The sequence below is a fragment of the Shewanella woodyi ATCC 51908 genome, assembly GCF_000019525.1.
GTDB lineage: Bacteria > Pseudomonadota > Gammaproteobacteria > Enterobacterales > Shewanellaceae > Shewanella > Shewanella woodyi.
Genome location: NC_010506.1, coordinates 1,059,835 through 1,084,797, shown reverse-complemented (window position 1 = coordinate 1,084,797; position 24,963 = coordinate 1,059,835). Strand labels below are relative to the sequence as shown.

Genomic DNA, 24,963 nt, shown 5'->3' with positions numbered 1-24,963 from the left:
AACCCCATCACTCTAGCCTAAAAGTGTAAAGAGAGAACATCAGTCACATCTTTACCTTCTGAATCTATAGAATATCTGCTTTGCACGGTAATATTGCCAACCTTTATACCAGATGTGTTACTCCTACTTTTTCAGCTATTGGAATATTATGCAAGTCACCTCTATTGAACGTGTAAAACAGGCCTTTATTGCCGGGATCTGGGCAACACTTGTAAGTATTACATTGGGTTTTGGCTTCAAGGTTTGGTTAGCACAGTGGATGGCTAAAGAGGATCTTGCGCTTTATCACACGGTTGTCGATATCATCTCACTGTCACTCATTTTAATGACAGGCTTTCGCTCCTCTATGGTAGTGAGTTACTCACAAACTCAAAACGATAAAGATATCACTAACCTATTTAGGTATAGCTTGATTGCCGTGGTACTGCTCACTTGGGGAATTGTGCTCCCCTACATTAAACATCAGCTCCATATCGATGTGGAATATTTCCACCTAGTCGGCATCATTCTGGGAATGGGGTTTAAGGTCTATTTTACCAATCAGATAGCCATGTACCGCCTGTATGAGATCTCAAACAGGGTAACTTGGCTTGAGCCTTTAGGACAGATATTAACGTTCCTTACCTGTTTCTACTTACTAGAGCAGACGCCAATATCATCACTCTTTTTCAGCCTGATGCTCTCTTCAACCACTGTCGCGGTTTATATGTTCTTCAATCGACGTAAACAGATAGCAACAACGCCTATCGGGCCCGTAAATATGGACACCAACCTACGTAACTTTATGAAGAAGAGCTTTACAGCCTCTTTAGAGGCGGGGGCTAGTATTTTAATGATCTACATCACTGTCTTACTTACAATTGGTCATTTCAGTATCGATGAACTAGGCGACTTTCAAGTGGTTGTCAGGCCCATAATCGCTTATCTAACCTTACTGTTTGTCTTTCCCATCTATCGATTTGTATTTCCAGAGCTGGCTGTTTGTGTGCGCAATCAAGATTGGCAACAAATTAAACAGATCAAACACTGGGTATATAAGATGTCACTTATCATCAGTAGCCTCTTTTTTATCTCAATGCTGCTGTTTAGTCATGAAATCGTCGCCTTAGTCTTTCCTGAGCAGTATGCTAAATCGGCACCAGTATTGATGCATTTCTCGATGTTCTTTCTATTTATGATGCTCAATGCATATCAGTTAGCCTTTATTAAAGCCCATGGTTTATTTACCCAAAGCTTGCTGATACGAGGAAGTGGAATCGTGGCATTAATAGCCAGCTACTATATCTATAGTCAGATAACAGATAATGTTGTCGCGGTGATCTTAGCGCTAGGGACAGGATACCTATTGATGTTCCTTATTTCAGGCCAAGTAGAGAAGCGTATTTTAAAGCAAGATAAGCTAATCCCAAGTGTAAATTAAGCTTGGTTAACAACAGCGACTGCCTGCTCTGTGCGCTCGTGTTCAAACACTTGAACTCGATTACGGCCAGACTTTTTAGCCTGATAAAGAGCTCTATCTGCCTCAGCTGTAAAAGCTTGCATATCAGAGCACTTATCTGGGCAGATACTTGTGACGCCCACACTCACAGTGACATACTCACTGGTGGGTGAGCTCTCATGGGGCAGAGCCAGTTGCTCAATGTTAATTTGGCATCGTTTAGCCGGAGAGATGCAATCTCGAGTATGGGGCAATAGCACCACAAACTCCTCGCCACCGTAGCGAGCCACAAGATCCGTTTTTCGATTCAGTGTCTGATTAAGGGCACTCGCAACCTCTCGTAAACATTGATCGCCCGCAAGATGACCATAGGTATCGTTGTACAACTTAAAATGATCAATATCTATCATGATTAAACCTATGCTCGATTTCTCACGAATAGCGTGTTGCCAACATGCTTGTAGGCTCTCATCAAAACAGCGGCGATTGGAGATTTTCGTTAGACTATCGGTTTGAGACAGGGCTTCAAGCTTCTGCTTAGCCTCATTGAGATCATGAGTTCTCTGCTTAACTTCCCTCTCAATCAGTGCAGAACGTCTCATCAAGGCATAAATATAGAGCGCACCCAACAGAACTAATAAACTGCCTAATATAGCAATAATATAGGGTAGACGGCCTCGTCTCTCTGCCACGTAACCTGCACTGGGCACCGCGGTGATAGACCACTGTCGCCCACTGAATGCCGTTAACGATTTCTTATAGATAAACGCCGTTTGTGACAGTAATGTCGTTCCACCTTCAGGAAAGTTTGAATAGAGGTTAGAGACAGTTTCATAGGTGTTATCCTCTAAGGAGAAGTAGAGGCCTTGAACCGAGGTACGCTTAATTGCACTGCCAAACATATCATCGATGCGGTACACACCAACAACGAACCCCCTTAGCTGCTCCCGACGTTTAAACAGAGTGCTTGGCTCACCATGGTAAGTGGGTAAAAAGATAATAAAACCACGCTGTTTTGATTGGTAAGAGCTTAAACTAACACCTGAGGTAGACAGAGGCTTATCGAGATCGGTCGCCCTCTCCATTATCCATAACCTCTCCTCGTTTGAAGCGAGATCGTAGCCCAAGATCTGCTCATTACCGATAAAAGGTGCCACATAGGAGACAGGGAAATAACTCTCTCTTTGGCTTGCAGAGATCATACCTTCGACTTCTGATTCAATGATCTCAAATCCAGGACTCTCCCTACGTTGAGCGGCTTCAAAAGCCTCTCTTTGATCAGAGGTCACTTTAGGCACCCACTCTAACGCTTGGATATCGTGGTGACGCACTAAAAAACTACGGGCAATACGACTAAACTCTTGAGAGGTGACCTCACTTGAACTATCAAACAAACCTTTAATTGCGTAGAGCACCTCAATATTAAGCAAGATCTCTCTTTCTAATGCAGCGGCTTTATCATCGACATCCTTTCTAAAGTCCTGCTCAATCACCTTGCTCTCCTTCTCATATAGACTAAATCCCATATAAGCAGAGAAGCCAATTCCAACAAAGCAAGCTGCGATCAGCAGGATATATTTAGAGAGAAAGTTCATAGGTAAGACTTAACTATCTTTATAAAGATGAGCAAGTTGCCCCTTAAGATAAGAGTAATGCTAGAGGTGATTGTTTTACTCAATTCCATTTTTTGAACCAATTAGTCATAAGAAAATAGAGTTAGGTGTGACAGCTTGTTGCTGAAATTTAATCATAACTAGAATGGAATGTCAGTAAAATGTTCCATATGAGCGCTAAAGTATCACTCAGTTGAACGACCCTGAGAGTATTGAAATTTAAGTATATCTCCTCTATTCGCCGCTAAAATATCGCGGGCGATACCCACACGATTTTTACCTAGCTCTTTAGCTTGAGCCAGCAACTCCTTAACATTGGCCATAAAATCAGCCTGTGACCTATGTTTAGTCGGGATCATACTCGCAACCCCTACACTGACAGTCATATAATCTGAAACCGAAGAGGCTTGATAAGGGATATGAAGCTTTTCAATATTGATGCGGCACTTATCAGCCAAAAGCACAGGTTCATCGGTATTGGGCAGCAAGATAACAAATTGATCAGCATCGTAGCGTGCCACCAAGTCTGTGGTTCGGTTCGTGGTCAGCGCGAGTTTATTGGCAATATCACGTAAACACTGATCCCCACCGATATAGCCATAGGTGTTATTGAAAAGCCTAAAATTATCCAGATCCACCATGATTAGCGACAGTGAAGTTCCATCCCGTAACGCCCTTAACCACTCCTCTTCGAAGCGAATATCAAAGCATTGCCGATTGGCAATTCCAGTCAGACCGTCCGTAAAAGAGAGTTCCTCCAACGCTAATTTAGCTTCATCTAACTCTCTATTTCTCTCTACAGCTTCTTCGCGAATCATAGTGGAGTGCTCAGTAGCCAGAAAGATATACCCACCACCGACTAAAACAAAAATAGAGCCAAACGCACACACGAAAAAAGGCAATAAACTTTGGCGCTCAGCAATATATCCTTGGCTTGGGGTTGCAATCAAGGTCCATTGCCGACCACCTATTCGTTTAAGCGATCTGCTATAGCTAAAACTTTTTTGTAGACTTCCCAACACTTTATCGCTCGAATAGTTAGCATAAAGCTCTTCTGCATCGGCGCCTGTATTGTCTTTCAACAATAATCTAATCCCGGTAGCACCAGTATGCTTCACAGCCGATTCAAAAATATCGGCAATCCGGTAAACGCCTAGAACGATGCCTTGTAACTTCTCCTGACGTTTACTCACAGTACTCGGCTCACCTTCATACACAGGCATAACAATAAGGAAGCCTTTTTGGTCAAACACCTCCTGAACTAAAGTAATGCTTTTAGTCGCAAGCGTAAGATCTCTATCAATTGCTCTATTTATCATACTAAGACGACTCTCATTCGATGCCAGATCAAAGCCAAATGCAACCTCATTGCCCTTAAGCGGCTCGACAAAATAAACAGGGAAGTACACATCACGTATACCCGCTTTAGTCATACTCCCTTGAGATGCGCGCTCAGTAAATTCAAAATCCGGATAGATCTCTCTTCGAGCTGCTTCAAACGCCTCCCTATTATCACCTGTTACCTTCGGCGCCCACTCCAGAGCCTGTATATCATGATGCCTAGCCAAAAAGTCACTGGCTAAATTTTCAAATTCGTTGGCTGTCACCTCTTCAGAGCTGTTAAATAAACTTTTAATAGCAAAAAGCACCTCCAAATTGGCCAGCAACTCTCGCTCCAGCGCCATCGCTTTATCGTCTACATCTCTTTTAAAGTCTGTCTCTATAATTGCTAGCTCTTTTTGATAGAGCATGGCACCAAAAAACCCTGACAGTAATAATCCCAGCAGCATAGATAAGATAATAAATCGACGAGAAAAAGCCTTATAAACAGGCATCATTTACTATTACTCGGGATAATTTAGAAGAGAAAAAAAGAAGCATCATAGCCGTTGTTAGCCTATGAATAAGTTGAAAAATTATCATTAACCTTGGTACATTCTTCAAAGTGTCATCGACAGGGAAATGCAATATCATCCGAGATATTGCATCAATAGACAGAGCTATCTTCCTTACAGAGAGTGAGACTATAAAAGGCAAAAATCTAACCTCTTCAATTTACAAAAATATACACTTACACAAAAAGTGTGCACCTTCATTGAGACTAGCTACTGATTAGTAAAAATCAACTATTCTCCGAAGGAAGACTCAGCAGCAAGCGCACACTAAGACAGCTTTCATCTATAGGTCAGCTTGCGTTCCAGATCTCTTGTGTCATAGTCACTGTAATGGGTTCTATTTTAATAAGCTCTGAAGCTAAAGAGCAGTAGCCAATTCAGGATGGATGTAATCTATGCTATTTGCCAAGGGGTCAGCACAAACATCGCCACTTATCACCTGCGAACCTGAAGCGGGAGTCACAAATATAAAAGGAGATAATCCACTTATCTGGCCTCTCTTTAGTCTGCTACAAAACTCAAATCACAGTTGGAAGGTACACCTATTAGCGACTGAGTTACAGGCAAAAGGCTTGATGCAAGACCTCGACGACGATCAGGATAAAGCCTTGTTTAAAAGAAATTTTCTACTAATGAACGCCCTTTTTCAGTTGCAAGATATTCTTCTGCCTGAGCATTGGCTGCAAGTTAAAGCTATGGAGATTCAAATATTCAACATTATCCCCACTAACCTTGAATCAAGCCTGCGAGAAGATGATGCACTAAGGGAGTATTATCTGAACTGGGTTAACTACGATACTTGCCCCAATATCATCCGAGAGATGCTTGAGTCATTCTGGAGTCGTTACGAGGAGTACATTGGCACTAATCCTAATCTGATGCATAAAGATCAAGCACTCAAAGTTTTTGAGCTCAATCATGATGCAACAAACAGAGAGGTACGCCGTCGCTGGAGAAAACTAGCACTACAGTGGCATCCAGACCGCCCTGACGGTAACACGGTCCAATTTCGAAAAGTGTGTGAGGCTTGGCAAACTCTACGTGAGAATTTGTAGTCCTTTGAAATGATTTGGGCGAATATTGCCTCAAACTTCAACCTAAGTCACACTCCCTAGTCTGTTTCCACAGTGAAATTCAGTCATAATTAATCTTTAGCTTTTATGCTGAATTAAACGGATTATCGAGCTATTTTAACCTTAACTCGACTCCGATCATTTTGAGGACAGTAGATTGATTAAACATATCGCATTAGCGCTAACATTAGCCATAGCACCATTGAGCAGCTTTGCCTCACAGTTTGTTGAAGGTAAGCACTTTACCCAGGTCTCTAACAAGGCAGCAAGCACTCAACCTAAATTGACTGAGTTCTACTCATTTTACTGCCACAACTGTTACAACATGGAAACTCAATACCTAGGCGACATCAAAGCTAACCTAAATAAGAAGGTCAAGTTTGATAGTAAGCATGTTGATTTCATGAACAGTGAAATTGGTACCGAAGTGATGCGCTCTCTTGGGGTGATCCAAGCATTAGATGCAAGTCAAAAAGATAAACTAACTCTCGCTATGTTTGCCGCTATTCAAGGGGAAGAAGAGGCTGGTAGTCATGACCACGCCCATGATCACAGCGCCCATGATAAGCCTGAATTAAACAACCGTGATGACATCAAAAAGGTCTTCGCAGCACATGGTATCGACGGTAAAAAGTATGACGAGCTAGCAGACAGCAAAGTTGTCGATAGCAAGCTAGCACTTTGGCGTGTTCAACAAAGAGAGTTCCGCGTTCAGAGTGTTCCAGCGTTTATCGTCAACGATAAGTACGCCATCAACATGGGTGAGATCCGCTCTTTAGGGCAACTGATTGATCTCATCAACTACTTGGCATTAGACCACAAGTCTTAAATCCGATTGGGTATATAAGGCTCCTACTGGAGCCTTTTTGCTCTATGCTGTTCAGAGAAAAGTAGCTCTCTCCAAGTTTCAACGAGTGTTGGCCAACACTTTGCTGCTATACATCTATCTTCATAGGTTAAGTTTGATAAACACCTCACCTTCTCGACCGCTAACTTATGCTCAGCTTGAGAAATTAAGCACTCCAGCGCATCAACCAGACCATTAACGCTCTGCTCCGTCAGCAGCACAGATAGCTCCTCGTCACCTCTTGTCGCTAACAGTTCTGCCAACTGCTCCGATAAGCCATCTACTGAGGTTGTCACAATCATTTTTCCCGCTGCAATCGACTCCTGGCATATCAAGCCAAAAGGCTCCCAACGAGATGGGATAACCACTGCATCACAGGAGGATAAAAATAGGGGGACATCTTCAATCTCTCCAATCAAGGTAACGTTTTCCAGAGTCGCGGCCATCGAATCTAAAAGTGGTGACATCTCACCGCTTCCAGCGAGCCTTAACTCCACTTTTTCAGAGGGGAGCTTCTCCATCGCCTTAAGCAAGAGATCAAACCCTTTCTGCTTATGAAACCGACCATAGGCTGCTAGTTGAATAGGAAACGAGAGCGCCTTTTCAGGCAAAGAGAGTAAGGTATTAACGGGTCTTGCCTGCTTGAGTACCACCAGCTTATCTGCGTTAACCAAGCGATTATCAAGTAACCATTTAGCCTGGGCGACAGAGACGGCCAACACTCTGTCCATCAGAGTGTAACTCAGCTTAAGCATTAGAAAGAAACGCCACTTATTAGGCAACTCATGGGCGACAAACCCTTCGCAATAATGGTGCTCTTGAAGCAGTAAAGGTGTGCCTCGGTTTTTGAAGCAAAGTGAGATAAACCCTGGCAGTTTTCTCCATGAAGATGAGGTATGAAGCACAATAATATCGGCCTCAAATCGCTTAATGCGGTGGGTTGCAAGATCAATATGAGTAATGGAAAACTCAAAATCCTCCGCCAATCTTGACTCGCACAAACTCTTTAGAGCCAAATTGACTCCTCCAAGTTTACAGTCATCGATCAGGTGGAGCACTCTGGGCCGCAAAAAACACCTCTGTTAAAGTGTATTATTACCAGAGTGTAGATCAATTCCTAACGAAATCTAATAGATGCAGACACGCAAACAGGATATGTACCAAGATAAAACCGATAAAGCCTTTGGCCAGTAATATATGATAACTGCGCCATACTAGGGCATCACTGCTACCCTGCATGATAAACCACATGGTACCAGTTATGCCGACAGCTACCAGTAACAACATGCCTATCCCTTCAACCCAACTGAAGAGACCGCGGCCACCACTTGTAGGAAGCTTCCCTTTAAGCAGTCCTTTAAGATCCCTAAGCAACTGCCCCGCGTCCCCTATCAGCCAAGGAAAATACTGCCGCCATTTTCCACCGGTACTATTTGATATGAGAAATAGACAAGCAATCAAGGTTGCAAACAACCCCAAGTATACGTGGGTCATATCCCACAATGATGCACTCGCCCTTAGGCTACGCCCCATCATAAGCCAACCGCTGGTCAAGATCAGATAAAGTGAGAGCAGAATAAGCAGCAGGTGTTGGTACGCACTCAGTCGCGTAATAATGTGACGAACCCTAGCAAAAATACTCACCATCTCTTCTAACTCCGACTACAGGGCGTGAAACTCGCTGGAAAAAAGGTCGACTTTAGCCCAATCGGTATATTCAATATTGGTCTGGGCATCTGTTGGGCCCTTAGTCATCCACATGATAAAGCGAATGATATTGCGATCGACAATGCCGTAGCCTTGATAATTTAAGCTACCAGCAAACACCTGTAGCAAATTCGGTTTCCATTCACTTTTCTCAATAAATGCCAACATATAAGGGTTTGTTTGCGGAGTATTTTTGGCGGGCTTTCGAGCCACTAAGTTGACCGAGAAAAAACTAGAGGTTTTCTTCTCTAATATCCCGCGGTTTTGGGAAATAAAATCGTAAACATTTGGATTATGTTTTCCATGGCGAATGCTCGCTCCGAGTACCACTTTATCGAAGTCATTAAGATCGGGAACCTGATCTAAACTGCTCATGGTGACCTTATCACCTAAGGCGACAAACTTATCCTCTAGATAAGCGCAGATCTTACGGGTCTGGCCATGCACACTCGAATAGATAATTAGAATATTACTCACCGGAACCTCAAATAAATGTTTCTATGCTCCTACCTATAATAAGGTATATATCCATAGATTTACTTGAAACAGATCACGGGCAGTATTTCCTAAACAGGGCTTACTCTTACCTATATCACAATTTCTTTAGTAAAAAGAAAATGGCCACTCAATTGAGCTGAGTGGCCATTTTCACGATTAAGACTTAGATGTGGGTTTCAATTTAAAGTGACATCAAAAATGCGATAACTTGCTTACGCTCATCCAAGGTTAACGCCATAAACTCATCACGACTCTTTTGCGCCTCTCCACCATGCCAGAGAATCGCCTCCTCTACTGTTGCCGCCCGGCCATCATGTAAAAAGCCAGCTTGTGGGTTCACTGTTTGAGTTAAACCTATTCCCCAAAGAGGACGCGTTCGCCACTCACTCCCATCAGCAAGGAAGTCAGGACGACCATCGGCTAACTCTTCACCCATGTCATGAAGCAGCATATCGGTAAATGGATAGATAGTTTGCCCCTTAAGGGCATCGCTCATAGGTGCCCCACCAATATCGCCAGATGATTGAGTCACAAAACTCGCCTTATGACAGCCTGTACAGTTAAGCTGCTCAAATAGACGTGCACCTTCACGAACATCTGGACTCTCTACATTTCGCCTAGCAGGAACAGCGAGTGTCTCTGCGTAAAAAACCACCGAGTCACTGAATTCAGCGCTTGCTTCTGGTGCGCCATTTTCATCACTGCCTGTGTCGACAAAGCCAGTGCGGGTTAAGTAACTATCATGCAGCGCCGTGCCCGCAATACTCTCATCCGGGAACAGCGGATTTGTGATCCCAATATCTCCACGTAACGCCCCCAAGGATTGCACTCTGACACTTGGGGTATTTGCCTTCCAGCCAAAACGTCCTAGTGACACAGGGTTAGTGTTACCCGCTTTAGCTTTTACCGCATCAAACACAAAGTTAGCTCTACCTGAGATAGTGTCACCGTTTGCATCATCAGCATCTACTAATGCCAAAATATCCGCTTCAGGAATAGCCTCAAGCAGACCTAGACCAAAAACAGGCATACCATTGCGCCAGCCCATTAAGACATCATCCTGAAGCAGATCTGAGGTCACGTTAGCACTGTTAACCGTTTCACCAGGTGCATCATAGGGATTTTCAACGGCAAATAGGGGCTTCTTCAAAACAGTGACACTGCCATCTGGGTAGGTAACCTCTTTAGTTTCAAAGGAGAGATACACATCAGCTTGACCACCGAAGAGGTTTTCTTCCCAGTCGGGACGTGCCTTTAACACACCACGATGGAATAACTGACCACCAAAATTAGGAACTGGAATTGGCGCGCAGTAATCATTAGCCGCAGTGCCAACACTGCACACCTCATCGGCTGCCTTGCTGATACGCAGAAACAGTCCAGCTTCAGAGCCTAACTTAATTCGTGTTTTACCAGCTGGTACAATGGGAGTTGAGTTACGACCGTCTCGTTGATGACAGGAGTTACAGTCGGCATTATTAAATACAGGGCCCAAACCATCGAGCTCAGGGTGCTCACTATTAGGCGCAGTGGTAAAGGCTGTTTCGAAACTCAGATCGCCTTCTAAGTGATGCTCAAGCTCTGTATCTGCCAGATTAGGTGCGGGAGTCGAGAAGCCATGACCAGACTGAGAGGCATCGAATGTAGTTGTCTCACCGCCACTCGCTTTTATGTCGGTATAAGCGGGATACACTTTCTCATCAGGTTTAGGCTCCACCACTTCATCACCTGAGCCACCACAAGCAGTTAATCCTATACACAGAGCGAATGTTAAGCTCAATGGCTTAGGAGAGAACCTAAGGCTTATTTTATCTATATTGGTCATTATCATTGTCATCTCACACGACGGTTTAAAGCGAAAGCTCAGCTCTATCCTGAGCTAATCCTTTCTTTTTGTATGGTTTTTAAGTCAAATAAATGGAGGCTATCCTCAGCCTCCATCAAATTTAAACCTCAACTTAAGGCTTAAACTTTCCACTTACTCAGCAGTGGAAGTACATCTGATTCAAGGCTTGTCTGCAGCTTAGTTAAGGCATCGACTGCAGTTTGCACTCGTACGCGGCCCTCAGCATCTGAGATAGCCTGGCGAAACGGCATGTTATTCGAGCCTGAGATAGCCTTAATCTTAATAATGGCGTCATCAATTTCACTCCCTACACGCAGGGCTAAGACTTCATCAGCAGCTTTAACGAAATCGATGATCCCTTGTTTATCAGCAGCGCCTGTTAGCTCTCCTTGATACACATTACGAACACCTATGATGTTGTCGCTAAAGTCGGTTAGAGAGTTCCATGAATACTGAGACTCCACTTTAGAGGTGTCGGCGGTGGCTGCAGATGTACCGAAAGGATCGGCAATTTTTCCATTACCCACCTCATCGACAATGCCGATCATGCCGTTGATAAGCTCCTCAATCACACCGACCTGAGAACTGTAGAAAGTATTGCCTTCACTGCCAGGCGTTTTTACTAACTCACCATAAGCTTTACCGCTGCCGTCATGGCTTACTTGCCAAGCATCATCGAGTGTCTTAGTGTAATCACGAAAGACCTCTGCAAGTCCCATCAGGTACTCACTCTCCGCTTGAGTTAGCTCAGCTATCGCTTTCTCGTTATCTGCGACACCATCACCAAATAGTAGGTACTCCATTGTATGGAAGCCTTGAACATCATCGTTCCAGCCTTTAATAGTCTCAGCATCGAAACCTGCGTTACTGGCAAGTACAGTGGTTAAATCAGTAGTGTTGAGTGGCCAGCTATCTAAATGTGGATCAATACCCAACGAATCGACTGGACCAAAGATATGTGACTCACCTTGCTCCCATGGCAGGCGCGCCGCTTTCCACGCTTCCTGTGCGGCAAGTAAGTTAGCCTGAGTCTTATTCGACACCAAAGTTTGCGTGGCAAGTAACATCTCCTCACCCTTAGTCGCCAAAGATGCATAACCACTAACAATGACATCATCAGTTAAATTGGTGATCATCTCAGTTGCCGCAAACTCAAACTTATCATCCACTGGCGTTGGAGTTGTGTCATCGCTGCCCGAGCCACCGCACGCGGCTAAAGTTGAAATAAGCGCAATGGCAATGGCTGAGTACTTAAGTTGTTTCATGTAAAGCTCCGTATAAATTCAAAAATTGTATGCTGCAATCCCGACTCTGGTTGCCGAGATCCCACACGCGTTAGCTAACTCCGCTATTTATGGGAGCCATCAACATCGTGTGAATAAAAGTCGACTTGCTATAGAGAGAATTGGTAACCCACGCCTAGGGCGAAGAAGTTAGTGTCAGGTATCGCTGCCACAGCCACTTGCTGTCTGCCAGCTTCAGCCTTAATGACTATCTCAGGAATAGGGAAGTAGTTAACTCCCACACTAGTCCAGGTGTTTTCATAGCGTTTAGTCGCTGTACCCGTTTCAACTTCGGCTAGAGGATTTGAGTAATCTATATTGGCAAAAACGGTTAAAGGGATGGAGGTGAAATCGGTTAGGTCAAAGCCTGCTTCAACAAAGAAAGCCTCAGATTTAGAGCCTAGTTGAGCAAAGTTACCTGGCTTCAAACCTGGTGTAGTTTTATTTGCCTGAGTAATGGCATCAGAGTCACTTAGTGTGCCATTTAGATATTGACCACGGAGAATCCAGGGACCTTGTACATAAGCACCAGAAAGCGCAAGAATGCTCACAGTACCATCGCCACTCACCTTATTACTCTTATGGCGGTTTCCGGAGGTGTTACCATAATAGTAAGCGACACCTATCGCACTTCCCTCTTTAAAGCTGCCGTAATCAAGACGCACAGCATACGCGAGATCGTCGGCATTAACGTGCTCAAACCGCTTCTGGTGACCAGAGGCCACCCAGTCATAAGTTCTGAAATACTCAGAGTTTAGCCCGCTGACAACTTGTGCCTGGTAATGGAAATTAGCCACTTCACCAAAAACGCCAACACCTGTTTCATTCCAAACTGCAGGCAAGACAGCAGCTTCACTTCTATGCCGCAGCACAGTCAAATACTGATCTGGTTTATGCAAGATACTAGAGAGCCCGATAGGCAGATGAATATTACCGAACTTAACCCCAAAAGCATCGCTTGGACGATAGCGAAGTTGAGCCTTCTCAATCATCACTTCGCCACCCGCCTCTATCTCAGATTCAAACTCACCAAACTCATCGAATCCGTCGTACTCAAGAGCTGCACCTGTACCACCATGCTCATATTCGATCTCAACTTCCATGTCCCATTCGTCGTTAAACTGGTAACCAAATTCGGTGACGATACGTTCAAGATCGAAACGACCACGTCGCTCTGGAGTGGTGTCCTGAACATTCTGATAATATTCATCGCTGGTGTAATTAACGCTACCGTAGGATTTAAAGCTGAACTTACTGAATTTGCTTTCAGTCGCTTCCTGCTTAGCGACTTCTATCACTTTAGCTTGTTTTTTTTGCTCTTCACGCTGTACGTTTTGTTGAGCTGCAAGTTCAGCTAAATCTTTTTTTAACTGTTTGAGCTCAAGCTCCTGCTTCGCAATAGCTTGTTGTAGTTTCACCGGATCCGGCGCAGCAAAAGCATAGTGACTATTAAAGCCTGCAACACATATAGCCAATAAACTGAGTTTGGTCTTCATTAAATTTTTTCCGTACTGAATTAACAGCTCCCCCTGAATTTGCGAAACAAATTACATTAAATGCGAATCGTTTTCATTAAAATTTACATTTATCTTTATAAGAAAATTACAAACGAGTTACAGGTGTATTGCATGAAGAAAATCCAGATAAACTAGTGATACAATCGCTAAATTAGCCGCCACTTTCATAAAATGGATAACAATGAGTAAAAGCCCACAAAAACTGCTTCTCTGGATGACCTTTATCATGTCGTTGGTATTCTCGGTATGGCAGGTATTGCTCAATAACTTTGTTATCGAAAGGGCTCAATTCAGTGGTGCCGAAATTGGCATGTTGCAAAGTCTGCGTGAAGTACCAGGCTTTCTGGCATTTACCGCCATCTTTATTCTCATCTTAATTAGAGAACAATCCTTTGCCCTGTTATCACTGGCAATACTGTGTGTTGGGGTGGCTATCACAGGTCTATACCCCGATGTCCTTGGTCTCTACTTAACCACTGTACTCATGTCTATCGGGTTCCACTATTTCGAAACCATCAATCAATCCTTGACCTTACAATGGGTAGAGAAAAAAGAGACAGCCGCCTTCTTAGGTAAAGCACTGGCTTGGCGTTCGGCCGCAGCTCTATCAGGTTATGCCAGCATCTGGTTAATTATGACCTGGTTAAAACTCGACTATATCTGGATGTATGCCATCATCGGGTGCTTAGGACTGTTAATGGTGATCACGATTACCCTCTACTTCCCCAAGTTTGAAGTGGGAGAGGTTCAGCATAAAAAGGTGATCTTAAGAAAACGTTACTGGCTCTACTATCTTTTGACCTTTTTCTCTGGCGCTAGACGGCAAATATTCATGGTTTTTGCCGGATTTATGATGGTGGAAAAGTTCGGATACAGCGTCTCTGAAATTACCGCTTTATTCCTGATTAACTATGTAGTCAACTTGCTGTTTGCCCCAGCAATCGGTCGATTTATCGGGCGTATAGGGGAGAGAAATGCACTGACGATTGAGTACATAGGCTTAATTCTCATATTTGTCAGCTACGCACTTGTAGAGAGATCAGAGATGGCGGCTGCTCTCTATGTCATTGATCATCTGCTTTTTGCTATGGCTATCGCCATCAAAACCTACTTTCAGAAGATTGCAGATAACAAAGATATCGCCGCAACCATGTCCGTTAGCTTTACCATCAACCATATCGCAGCAGTCGTTATACCTGCAGCTCTTGGTCTACTTTGGCTACACTCACCTCAGGCTGTATTTTATATCGGTGCGGGCTTCGCCCTCTGTTCATTAATTCTGGCAAGAAACATACCTGAGATACCGGCTCAAGGAAATGAGGTAAATTGGGGGCTAATTCCCATTAGCATAAAAAGCGATCGACTCTGAGTGATTGATATAACAATAATAGAGATAAAATATCTATCCTGTAAGCAGACTAAGCTAATATCAATAACAGTATTAGGCTAGAGTAAAGAGTATGGCGGAATTAGTAAAAGTAACCGAGACAAAGTCGGCTCAATCCGATGTGTCGGCCCGTAAAAAAGCACTCCTATTGGGTCGACAATTAGGCTTAAGTAGTGAAGATGATTATCGACCAGGCAGTGCATCTATTGCTGAGCGAGGGGAGCACAGGCAGCGTAAACAGCTTAGCCAGTACCAAACAAACCTTGAGACCATCTACGCTATCGCCTTAACCCATGCGCCATCAGATGTCACAGGAGTTGATCTAGACCCTGATTGGGCCCATCAATTTTTTCAGCTTGCAGAGCAGATCCATAACCGTAAAATGCAGGAGTTATGGGGGCGCATCTTAGCCAATGAGATCACCAACCCTGGTAACTTTAGCCTACGTACTCTCTCGACACTAAAGCAGCTGACCCACAAAGAGGCACAGATATTAGAAAAAGCCTTGGGAATGGCGATAAAAGTGAATGGTGAAGCAAGATTAAAGCTGATCTATGGTTACCGCTATACAGGAGGGTTTGGTCAGATATTTCGTAAATCTGCGCCAATCAATATTGGTTTATCTAATTTTGGTCTGCCCTACTCCAACATTTTGACCTTAGTTGATGCAGGGGTCCTCCATCGCGGAGAGTTTGAGACTGGCTTGCTAAATAGTAAGAATCCCATCAACTTTACTCTGCTTTCAGAGACCATGAAGCTGACACCTAAAAGCGGCCATCTGCTATTTAACTACTACCGCTTAACACCGATAGGTGACGAGCTGACTCAGCTCATTCAGCCCAAGCCAGATCCTGAATACGCTAAGACAGTCCGCACTCTGTTTGCCAAGGATTTTAAGATTGAGTAGCTAAGCTAAGATTAACGCCTATCTTTAAGTTCAACGCCAATGGCTAACGGTTCGCTCTCCGTTTTTGGCTCAAACCAGTTAAGAGTGTCAGCCAGTTCAACGACTTCGCCGATGATCATCAAAGCGGGCATCTTAAGCTCTGGATCAGAGGCTAACAGGTCCAACTCGCCTAATGTGCCGATAAAACGTTTTTGCTGGGCAGTTGTAGCCTTAGAGACAATAGCGACGGGAGTATTGGCGTTACGACCCGCTTCCATTAATCCAGACTTGATTAGTCCCGCATTAAGAATGCCCATATAGATGACCAAGGTATTATTTGGATTAGCATAACCCTTCCAATCCATAGGTCGGCTCTCTAACTGACAGTGTCCAGTAATAAAAGAGACACCTTGAGCATAATCTCTGTGAGTTAGCGGGATCCCAGCATAGGCAGATGTACCACTCGCTGCAGTGATTCCAGGAACCACTTCGAACTCAAGACCTGCTTCAACCAAGCTCTGTAGTTCTTCACCACCACGGCCAAAAATAAAGGGGTCGCCTCCCTTTAAACGCACCACATTTTTACGTGTAAAGCCTTTAGTGACCAACAGCTGATTGATCTCATCTTGAGCCGCGCTATGTTTACCCGCACGCTTTCCCACCGCAATTTTTTCAGCATCTTGTGGGACAAGACTCATGATTTCATCACTGACGAGCGCATCAAAAAGTACCACATCGGCACTCTTTAAGATCCGATATGCCTTAAGCGTTAACAGCTCGACATCACCGGGCCCTGCTCCGACTAACCATACTTTTCCACCAGCTCTTTGACCGGGTAACGTTACTACATCCATCTCACTGCCCCACACACGACTCTGTAGTATGAAATATACCCCGCCACTTATAACTTAATAAATAGTTATTTATTAACTGTTATTCCATTTAGTTATTTAAGTGGTGACTACTGAGCTTTATCCCAGTCAATTTAAGCCTATGGCTATAGTTCAACATGTTGCTAAGTTGCAAGATGATTGTCTATCCCACTGTTAAAAAGCATTTTTGCGAGGTAACATTCCCTTTATAAAAGATCACCTCAATTTTTCATGGATGACTTATGAAAAGCCAAAGCACAATACATCTATCGCTCTCACTCTTAGCTCTGCTTCCCACATTTTTTATCTCGTCATCTGTGTATGCCCACGATCTGAAAAACCATGAGACCCATCATGAAGAAAAGACTGTAGCAACGGCTAAAGAGGACAACACAAAGACCATTGAAAGAGAACACAATAACTCATTAGTTGATGAACGTGTGCATGATGAACTGGCAACCTCGGAGCTTCCTTTCGTGATGACTCCCCATAACGTTAACTACATTTTGCCAGCAACCTATAACACCAGCCCCAACATGGCCCCTTTCGAGGAGGAAGCCAAAGAGCACCCCTTCGACCTGGATAATATGGAAGCAAAATTTCAGATAAGCTTTAAATTTCCCTTAATGTATAACGTCTTCGGAGATAATGGTCATCTCTTCGTCGCCTACACAAACCAATCCTACTGGCAGGTCTACAACAAGGATATCTCATCACCGTTTCGTGAAACTAACCATGAGCCAGAGATATTTATGATGTTCAACAATGACTGGCAAGTCGGTCCACTGCGGAACTCATTCTGGGGAGTTGGAGCGGTTCACAAATCAAATGGAAAATCGGGCAGCTTTTCTCGTAGCTGGAATAGAATTTACGGCACTATGGTATTTGATAGCGGTCCCTTTGCTCTTGGTGCCAAAGTTTGGTGGCGTATCCCTGAAGATGAAAAAGAGACTCCCACCTCCCCTGAGGGTGATGACAACCCAGATATCACAGATTATATGGGTAATTTTGAGCTCACAGGTATCTATGGTATCGACGAACATAGATTTACCATGATGATTAGAAACAACTTCTCCAACCCAAATTATGGGGCTATTGAAGCCACTTGGAGCTACCCCATCATAGGACAGCTGCGGATCTACACTCAGTACTTTAATGGCTACGGAGAGAGTTTAATTGACTACAACTCCCATACTCAGCGTATAGGGATAGGCGTATCAATCAACGACATTCTGTAAATATCTTCCAGCCACAACACCTTATGCTCTATGTCTAATATCGTTAGGCATAAATATAGACATAAAGAGCACGATGGAGGATATTATAAATTCAAGCAAGGTTAGATAAGCTATAGTGTATTGAGTGGGCAAGTATCAATAAGGGAATGAGTATTATCCTCAATCACTGCCTTGCTAAGCTATTATACGGGGCTCTAAAACGGGCATCCTGATGTGGCTTTAGGTACCAGTGTCGTTGGCCATTAACGACTGACATATCAAGGAGTGATATGAACTTTAGCTTTAAAGATGTAGTGAATGTATTTGGCATCTGCTTGCTGCTCAGTATCCTGCAGCTCTCTCGTTTTTTGGTGATTGATAACACAACAAAAATGAGTCTAAATCCCCAGCAGATGCAACAAGATCTCGACACCTTAGTGGCAGAGGTCAGCCAGCATTCGACTTTTTCAGCCCTTGACCCACTACTTCTGCAGAGTATTGAAAATCGAGTTGACTCTCTTCGCTACCTCTACTCACTAGGCATAGATTCAAGTCGATTTCACGCAGAAATAGCAAAGCTGCTTGCTCAACTCAATGACCCAGGTATCAAGCTCTCTTCAAGCACTTACTCCACAGGCCAACTGCCTTTTTCATTAAAGCCCATGGGACAACTTTGGCTTGCACTAGATGACTCCGAAACGCCTCTCGACCTTGAGCATCCCTTTATCAGCCATATTGATGGTGTTGCTCTAACTTATTGGCTCAAAACAGCCAGAAAATTTATCTCCAGCTCTCAGCAAGAAGATCTGGCACTCACCTTAACATGGCTTTCACGTTTAGATCTTTTAAGGGCTGAGATGGGCTTACCTCTAGGCGACACAGTCTCTCTCACCGTCACCAATGATGAAGAGTCAAAAAAAGAGCTAACCTTGACCGTTCACTCCCAAACCAAGCCCCCCTATAAAGAGCTTGTCATTGAAAGCCAAGATAAAGACACCAATCCGATTAAGATTACAGACCTAGACAAACTCAGCACAAACAGGAAGCTATTTTCTCAACTAGAAACAGCATTCGAAAACCCGCTTACAGTGGTGGATCTTAGGCAAGCCAAAGGATACAGTGATAAGCTATTAAGCTTACTGACAAATGAGTTCTCCCCTTCTCTCCCAGAGTCTGCGAACCCAGTTTTTACCTTAGCTCGATATCGCCGTGCTTCTAACTTTAAGAGTGATTACTTAAGAGCAGACTATCTTCACCCTTTCAATGAGTTAAACTTCTTCGAACAGGTACAACTGTCAGAGATAAAAGTGAAACTTGAAACTCAAGATTCAGATAATTTTAGCCAACTCTATGCCAGAAAAAGTCGTCCACAAGCACGTGAAGCTCAACGCTCAAACAGACTCGCATTGATTATCGGCCCTCAGTGCAGACAGGAGTGTGAATGGATAGCCTACCTCACAAAAGCCTGGCCTAGAGTGACACTAATAGGTGAAAAAACATCAGGAGATCTGGGTAAGCATTACCGCTTTACACTGCCTAACAGTAAGCTCAATATCGCGCTAACCAGCAGCCTTCACTATAACCTCCAAGGTGCTTTAATCTCCGGAGTTGGCACTGAGCCAGACATCACCTTTACCGACAGTGAACCGCTTCACTGGCAAAGCTTAGTGACTCAGCTTAACAACCAAGCTTCGCCAGAAAATACACAGCAAACACCTAAGAGTTTTGTCACAGCCATAAGCAATTGAGTTACACTAAATATACCAATAGGCATAAAACAATTAGATATACCCAAGCTACCTCAAGATGCTCGTTTCAGAGCCCCCGTAGGATAGCTGAACAAGGCAGTGATTGAGGATAATGGTTATTCCCTTGTTGATATCACTAACACAGTGCAGCGATTCTACGGGAGCTCCCGAAGGGCATGGCGAGAAGCAACATTTTTCTGTGTTATGAAATATTGAATTAGAATAACTAGTCCTACTATTTCATGCCTTGAACTCTGTCACTTCTCGACATGCTGAATCCTGCATCTTGAAGTTGTTTGGGTATATACGCGTCCATCATCAGGAGCAACATTCACCATGGCAAAAAAGGAAAAGTTTATACTCAAAGCCGATACCTTTAACCGCGGCGCACTGCGCATGACAGTCGCTATTTTGAGAGATACTAACCCTAAGTTAGCACTCCTTGTTCAGAATCAGATGTTTGCACCACTCAATCCTCAAGTGGATAACAACCCAAGCCCAAAAGACAACTTCAGGGTAGACTTAGAACCACTAGATGTTAGGCGTGTGGTTGAACAACTAAAAATAAGAGAGCTAAACCCTCAGACAGATCCCGGTACGCAGATGCTGATTAAAGCATTAGTGATAGACTGGATAAATTATGCAAACTTTCTTATTGAACTAGAAAACAGCAAAAATGCATAGTAAGCTGGTGAACATATTAGTAAAAACAGATATTGCTGTTTCAATATAAAGTAGCCAATTAAGCATAATGGAATATCTCAATGAGCAGCCCAATAGGCGGATTTTACCTTAACGCACAATACCGAAAACAAGCCGACCAATTTGAGCTAGATAACAAGCTCAAACTTGAGTTGACCATAAAGCTAGAGCTCGATGGCAAATGCTTAATCGAAGCGGCTAAATCAAGTTTGTCAGACTCCGCTCTTCTACTCGACAATGAGCAAGTTACAATAACACTCACCCCTAGTGTTATCTCAGAGACACTGATCCAGATTCATAGCGAAATAATCATTAAACAGTTTGATCCGATAAAAACACTTCAACAGCAACTTACCATTGAATCCGGTGAACAGCTCAGCACACTGGTAGAGGGAGAGCCTCACTTACAACTTACCCTTGGGGGTGTAATCCCTTAAGAGGTAAATATGCTAATCTAATCACATTCCACTAAAACTGACAGGCCTAGTTAACATGAAAGTTTTTCTAAAATTAATATTAGTCTTAATATTTACCAGTCCATTAAGTGCCATAGCGAGCGATCTAAAAGTGGGTGATATGGCGCCAAACTTTAAGCTTCAATCCACCAATGGTCACTTCTATCAACTCAGCGACTACCTAGGTAAACAAACATTGGTGCTTGCCTGGTATCCAATGGCAAATACCCATGGCTGCACCCTTGAGTGTCGCTCTCTAGTGCAGAAGGGCCACCTGATCCGTGAATATAATGCGGTATATATGATGGCAAGTGTCGATGACTTAGAGGACAACCAAGATTTTGCTGAGAAACAGAAAGCTGACTTCCCCATGTTAAGCGATCCAACCAAAGAGACAGCCAAAGCTTATGATGTACTCAACTTTGTTCGAGTAGCAAGCAGAGTCACTTTTTACATAGGCAAAGATGGTAAGATTTTAAAGATAGATGAAGATATCAATGCCGAAACGGCAGCAGAGGATATTGCGGCAACCCTCAAAGAGTTAGGGATAGAGAAAAGCAGTTAGCCACAGACTAACGGCTAGATATGAGGTTCTAGCTCTTTGGAGCTAGAACCTGTTAAATTTAGCCTTCAGCAGCCTCACGGATACGCTCTTTACGTTCCTGCTCCTCATCAAAGGCCGCTTCAATCTCTGCAAGTACAGAGTCCACATCAGCAGCCTTAGTGCTCTCTTTGAATTTACCCGTTAGCTCAACATCAGGCGTTAGCTTTCCAGACTCAAAAAGTGCCCACATCTCTTTGGCGTATTTACTGCCCAAAAGCTCAGGTGCAAATTGCCCATAGTACTGAGTCATGTTGTTTACATCACGCTCTAACATACGCTTAGCGTTGTTATTGGCCGCCGCATCAACCGCTTGGGGAAGGTCGATAATCACAGGCCCTGAGCTGTCTAACAGAACATTAAACTCTGAAAGGTCGCCATGAATGAGGCCTGCACATAACATGCGCTGCACATCTTTCATCACAGCCTTGTGTTGCTCAAGCGCCTGCTCTGATGACAAACTGACATCATTTAAACGTGGCGCCACAAATCCTTCATCGTCGGTAATAAGCTCCATTAAGAGCACACCGTCGAAACAACCGTAAGGCTGTGGAACACGAACACCGGCATGAGCTAAACGATAGAGGGCATCCACTTCAGCATTTTGCCAAGCAGATTCCTGCTCACTGCGACCAAATTTAGAGCCTTTCTCCATCGCACGAGAGCGACGACTGTTACGACTCTTACGCCCTTCACGATATTGAACCGCCTGCTTAAAGCTACGCTTTTCGGCTTCTTTATAAATTTTTGCACAACGAACATCGCCACCGCTGCGGACAACGAAGACATCGGCTTCTTTGCCACTCATCAATGGACGAAGGACTTCATCTACTAAGCCTTCATCAACGAGAGGCTGGATACGTTTCGGAATTTTCATAGCGCCCTTATACCTTACTTAAGGCATAGATGGAATATTAAACCCTGCAATCATCAAATAAAAATGATCCTAAACTGAACAAACTGGGCGTTTCTCTAAAAGAAAACTTCAATAAGCTCATATTATTAAGTAAGAAATTCAAATGCTAAGTCATAAGCTTTGCCAAGATCGACCGTTTTAGGCTTTAAATCTTTAAACTCAGCGTTTCTCTTATCTGTTGCCCTAACGGTTGCAGGGTGTACCAGTTCAACATTTATCCTTGCCAATGCTAAGATAACCCCCTCCATTAAGAAGGTTCCCGCGCCACCAGCACCTTGGCCCGACGTAGCTCTTCGGTTTAATACGATCAACTCAACCTTGTGATCATCACAGTATGCAACAATGGCTTCGCCGAACTGAGCAACTTCACTCTGACTTGGGTTTTTCACTAATGTGAATTTATTAACCTTAGGTGCAACCAGTTGATGGCTCACTCGAGAACCCGCTAGCGTCACTATACGCACTTCATTGGCTTTTAAAAACATACCCGCTATTAGCATAACTTAACAGCCCCTTAAAAAAAAAGAGCCAGCTTAGCTGGCTCAACTATCAAATTTAGTATTATTGACCAGCAGGGGTCGCTTTATTATCCACCACGGAATCGAAAACGATACCCTGTTGGTTAATATCCAACGACATTTTTAGCTGCATATTATAATCTTTCATCATTGCTAACTCTTCAGGCATCGGCTCTCCACTTAGCTCTGCAAGTGCAACCAAAGGCGTGATCATCTTGCCATAGTCCACAGTTGCAGTGTAAAGGCCATTACTCTTCAATGTTTCAGCAGCAAGCTCTTCAGCCTTAGCCTCTCCCTCTTCTCCACTAAAAATAACTAAGTGGTTACCTTTTACTGCCATCTTAGGCTTAACACCAAACTCAGGCGGAAGAGGAAGCAGATAGGAGAGATCGACAGGCTCGCCATTATCTTTCAACTCAATATCAGCAAGTTCTGGGGCGAAAGGCTTCACCATATTAAACAGCATACTTGGGTTATCAGCGGATAAACTGATGATCGCATCCACACTTTCAAGTGCAGGATTATCTTGATCATCACTAAACTTATAATCGATAACTGAAGCCGCAATACCTTTCACACCATTGGCCATTCCCGTGAACATGCCTAGCATTGCCGGACTTTGACCTGACATCTCGCCCTGCATCTCCTGTAGTACCTGACACTGGTATTGAGGAGTTAGCATATCGTCCCAGATGGATGTCAACGAGGGAACTAATTCATTGAGGTCTATACCTAGTCCCATAGAGAAAACGGAACTATTTGATTGACTAACATAATCAGGAATAAAACCTCTCATCGATGAAAGCGCATCCAACACTAGTTTGTTTTTGCTCTCAACTATTGTCTCTAACTCCATATGACTTTTAGTATCGCTAATAGAGAGGTTATTGACGCCAAACACAGTACGAGGCCAATTTGCAGCGATACTTGATAGCTCAGTATGACACTCGTTAGAGCGAACAATAGCAAAAGGATCCTCCCCCTCTTGCTCTGCAAATGCCGTCAGTTGTCTCGCTAACTGGTTACCATCTTTGGTCGTTATCGCACGAACAATCTCTTGATGATTAAGGTATCCAATACCGTCACCACTAAACCCATGGGTTTTCATGATATCGTTCAAAATTCCTGAGTCAGCAAGGGAGTTAGCCACAGGTGCAAGACCAAGTGCGGTCTCTAGAGTCTCTGGCTGGCTAAAGGAGCTATCAAATGTCACGGTTAAGATGCCGTCAGCAATGGCGAACAACAGGTCTATCGTCTCAGTCTCACCCACATCGGTCATGGAGTAAGAGCGATACTCAACCCCTTTTACCGTTTTCTTTTCATGGGTAAAGCCACTCTCTTTTTCAGCTTTATCAAGCACGGCCCAAACAGCTTTTGGCTCTTCCATTTCTAACTTAATAACAGGCAGAAGACCTAAGGTGTAAAAGTAGCTACGCATCTTTTCAGGCAAACCAAAGGTCGAAACAAACTTCTCGCCGCTCTCTAAACTCTCCATATAGGTTTGAGTCAGACTGAGCATAAATTTAGCCCTGGTATCTTCAGACTCTTCTAGCTCGGCAAACATATCATCGCCGTACGCTTGATAATTTTGAGAAACCGAGTTGATATATGACTTGATGGGAAAAGGGGTCAATTGAGCGGAAAAAAGCGGCGTATCGGACGGCACTGAAGCGAGAATAAGATCGGCCTCACCACTTGCTCCCTTATCTTGACTCACCCAATAACCCGCAGCGCCAGCAGCGACCACAGCCGCAGCAATTAATACTTTCTTCATCCAACAAACTCCATTTAAATTTTGATAGCTAAAATCTATGTAGATTTTAGCTTTTTCCTAAAGACATTAGCCGCTCAATATACTATATCAAGCGATTAAAAGGGAGAAATAGGAAATATACAATATCAGGCGATTAAAAGGAGAAAGAGGAAATATACTGTAGCTGGATG

General features: G+C 43.7%; 22 protein-coding genes. 10 read left to right on the top strand and 12 right to left on the bottom strand.

Annotated features, from left to right (window positions below):
- The first annotated feature begins 148 nt into the window (after nucleotides 1-148).
- Nucleotides 149-1,420, top strand: a complete 1,272-nt coding sequence (locus SWOO_RS04095; protein ID WP_012323442.1) for a lipopolysaccharide biosynthesis protein — start codon at nucleotides 149-151, stop codon at nucleotides 1,418-1,420.
- Here the strand turns inward: SWOO_RS04095 and SWOO_RS04090 are convergent.
- Both SWOO_RS04090 and SWOO_RS04085 read right to left on the bottom strand, forming a co-directional pair.
- Nucleotides 1,417-3,033, bottom strand: coding sequence for a diguanylate cyclase domain-containing protein (locus SWOO_RS04090; protein ID WP_012323441.1), 1,617 nt, complete (start codon nucleotides 3,031-3,033; stop codon nucleotides 1,417-1,419). The genes SWOO_RS04095 and SWOO_RS04090 overlap by 4 nt on opposite strands.
- Before the next feature lie 203 nt (nucleotides 3,034-3,236).
- Nucleotides 3,237-4,889: a CHASE domain-containing protein gene (locus SWOO_RS04085; protein ID WP_012323440.1), complete on the bottom strand. Its 1,653-nt coding sequence runs from the start codon at nucleotides 4,887-4,889 to the stop codon at nucleotides 3,237-3,239.
- A 452-nt stretch (nucleotides 4,890-5,341) separates the two neighbouring features.
- Between SWOO_RS04085 and SWOO_RS04080 the strand changes: the two genes are divergently transcribed.
- Entirely contained in the window at nucleotides 5,342-6,001 is a 660-nt protein-coding gene (locus SWOO_RS04080; RefSeq protein ID WP_012323439.1) for a DNA-J related domain-containing protein, read from the top strand.
- A gap of 175 nt (nucleotides 6,002-6,176) precedes the next feature.
- The gene (locus SWOO_RS04075) at nucleotides 6,177-6,848 is read left to right on the top strand and encodes a thiol:disulfide interchange protein DsbA/DsbL (RefSeq protein WP_012323438.1); all 672 of its coding nucleotides are present in this window, start codon (nucleotides 6,177-6,179) and stop codon (nucleotides 6,846-6,848) included.
- Between the two features lie 23 nt (nucleotides 6,849-6,871).
- Here the strand turns inward: SWOO_RS04075 and SWOO_RS04070 are convergent, their stop codons facing one another.
- The 6 genes from SWOO_RS04070 to SWOO_RS04045 all read right to left on the bottom strand — a co-directional run bounded on the left by SWOO_RS04070 (nucleotide 6,872) and on the right by SWOO_RS04045 (nucleotide 13,696).
- On the bottom strand, nucleotides 6,872-7,882 hold the full coding sequence (locus tag SWOO_RS04070; RefSeq protein ID WP_049774247.1) for a glycosyltransferase: 1,011 nt from the start codon (nucleotides 7,880-7,882) through the stop codon (nucleotides 6,872-6,874).
- Nucleotides 7,883-7,976: 94 nt separating this feature from the next.
- Complete coding sequence (locus tag SWOO_RS04065; protein ID WP_012323436.1) at nucleotides 7,977-8,513, bottom strand: cytochrome b/b6 domain-containing protein; 537 nt, start codon at nucleotides 8,511-8,513, stop codon at nucleotides 7,977-7,979.
- A gap of 15 nt (nucleotides 8,514-8,528) precedes the next feature.
- On the bottom strand, nucleotides 8,529-9,050 hold the full coding sequence (gene hemG / locus SWOO_RS04060; RefSeq protein ID WP_012323435.1) for a menaquinone-dependent protoporphyrinogen IX dehydrogenase: 522 nt from the start codon (nucleotides 9,048-9,050) through the stop codon (nucleotides 8,529-8,531).
- A 202-nt stretch (nucleotides 9,051-9,252) separates the two neighbouring features.
- Complete coding sequence (locus tag SWOO_RS04055) at nucleotides 9,253-10,902, bottom strand: di-heme oxidoredictase family protein (RefSeq protein WP_012323434.1); 1,650 nt, start codon at nucleotides 10,900-10,902, stop codon at nucleotides 9,253-9,255.
- Between the two features lie 134 nt (nucleotides 10,903-11,036).
- On the bottom strand, nucleotides 11,037-12,182 hold the full coding sequence (locus tag SWOO_RS04050; protein WP_012323433.1) for an imelysin family protein: 1,146 nt from the start codon (nucleotides 12,180-12,182) through the stop codon (nucleotides 11,037-11,039).
- Nucleotides 12,183-12,310: 128 nt separating this feature from the next.
- A complete protein-coding gene (locus SWOO_RS04045) occupies nucleotides 12,311-13,696 on the bottom strand; it encodes a porin family protein (protein WP_012323432.1) in 1,386 nt (461 codons plus the stop codon).
- A gap of 202 nt (nucleotides 13,697-13,898) precedes the next feature.
- On the opposite strand from SWOO_RS04045, the gene SWOO_RS04040 reads away from it, so the two are divergent.
- Together SWOO_RS04040 and SWOO_RS04035 are read left to right on the top strand one after the other, a co-directional pair.
- Nucleotides 13,899-15,086, top strand: a complete 1,188-nt coding sequence (locus SWOO_RS04040) for an MFS transporter (protein ID WP_012323431.1) — start codon at nucleotides 13,899-13,901, stop codon at nucleotides 15,084-15,086.
- Nucleotides 15,087-15,177: 91 nt separating this feature from the next.
- Nucleotides 15,178-16,011 (top strand): TIGR03899 family protein, encoded by an 834-nt coding sequence (locus tag SWOO_RS04035; protein WP_012323430.1) that lies wholly within the window; start codon nucleotides 15,178-15,180, stop codon nucleotides 16,009-16,011.
- Between the two features lie 11 nt (nucleotides 16,012-16,022).
- Here the strand turns inward: SWOO_RS04035 and cobA are convergent, their stop codons facing one another.
- Entirely contained in the window at nucleotides 16,023-16,844 is an 822-nt protein-coding gene (cobA, locus tag SWOO_RS04030; protein ID WP_012323429.1) for a uroporphyrinogen-III C-methyltransferase, read from the bottom strand.
- 260 nt (nucleotides 16,845-17,104) lie between these two features.
- Here cobA and SWOO_RS04025 point away from each other — a divergent pair, with 260 nt between their 5' ends.
- The 5 genes from SWOO_RS04025 to SWOO_RS04005 all read left to right on the top strand — a co-directional run bounded on the left by SWOO_RS04025 (nucleotide 17,105) and on the right by SWOO_RS04005 (nucleotide 21,549).
- The gene (locus SWOO_RS04025; RefSeq protein ID WP_012323428.1) at nucleotides 17,105-18,100 is read left to right on the top strand and encodes a phospholipase A; all 996 of its coding nucleotides are present in this window, start codon (nucleotides 17,105-17,107) and stop codon (nucleotides 18,098-18,100) included.
- 269 nt (nucleotides 18,101-18,369) lie between these two features.
- On the top strand, nucleotides 18,370-19,827 hold the full coding sequence (locus SWOO_RS25420) for a S41 family peptidase (RefSeq protein ID WP_012323427.1): 1,458 nt from the start codon (nucleotides 18,370-18,372) through the stop codon (nucleotides 19,825-19,827).
- 336 nt (nucleotides 19,828-20,163) lie between these two features.
- Nucleotides 20,164-20,511 carry a hypothetical protein gene (locus SWOO_RS04015; RefSeq protein ID WP_012323426.1) on the top strand — a complete coding sequence of 116 codons (348 nt, stop codon included), beginning with the start codon at nucleotides 20,164-20,166 and terminating at the stop codon, nucleotides 20,509-20,511.
- A gap of 80 nt (nucleotides 20,512-20,591) precedes the next feature.
- A complete protein-coding gene (locus SWOO_RS04010; RefSeq protein ID WP_012323425.1) occupies nucleotides 20,592-20,966 on the top strand; it encodes a hypothetical protein in 375 nt (124 codons plus the stop codon).
- 55 nt (nucleotides 20,967-21,021) lie between these two features.
- On the top strand, nucleotides 21,022-21,549 hold the full coding sequence (locus SWOO_RS04005) for a peroxiredoxin family protein (RefSeq protein WP_012323424.1): 528 nt from the start codon (nucleotides 21,022-21,024) through the stop codon (nucleotides 21,547-21,549).
- Between the two features lie 58 nt (nucleotides 21,550-21,607).
- On the opposite strand, the gene SWOO_RS04000 is transcribed toward SWOO_RS04005, so the two are convergent.
- The 3 genes from SWOO_RS04000 to SWOO_RS03990 all read right to left on the bottom strand — a co-directional run bounded on the left by SWOO_RS04000 (nucleotide 21,608) and on the right by SWOO_RS03990 (nucleotide 24,793).
- The gene (locus SWOO_RS04000) at nucleotides 21,608-22,462 is read right to left on the bottom strand and encodes a PA4780 family RIO1-like protein kinase (RefSeq protein ID WP_012323423.1); all 855 of its coding nucleotides are present in this window, start codon (nucleotides 22,460-22,462) and stop codon (nucleotides 21,608-21,610) included.
- A 125-nt stretch (nucleotides 22,463-22,587) separates the two neighbouring features.
- Nucleotides 22,588-23,001 (bottom strand): DUF3010 family protein, encoded by a 414-nt coding sequence (locus SWOO_RS03995; RefSeq protein WP_012323422.1) that lies wholly within the window; start codon nucleotides 22,999-23,001, stop codon nucleotides 22,588-22,590.
- Between the two features lie 61 nt (nucleotides 23,002-23,062).
- The gene (locus tag SWOO_RS03990) at nucleotides 23,063-24,793 is read right to left on the bottom strand and encodes a hypothetical protein (protein WP_012323421.1); all 1,731 of its coding nucleotides are present in this window, start codon (nucleotides 24,791-24,793) and stop codon (nucleotides 23,063-23,065) included.
- Between the last annotated feature and the right edge of the window lie 170 nt (nucleotides 24,794-24,963).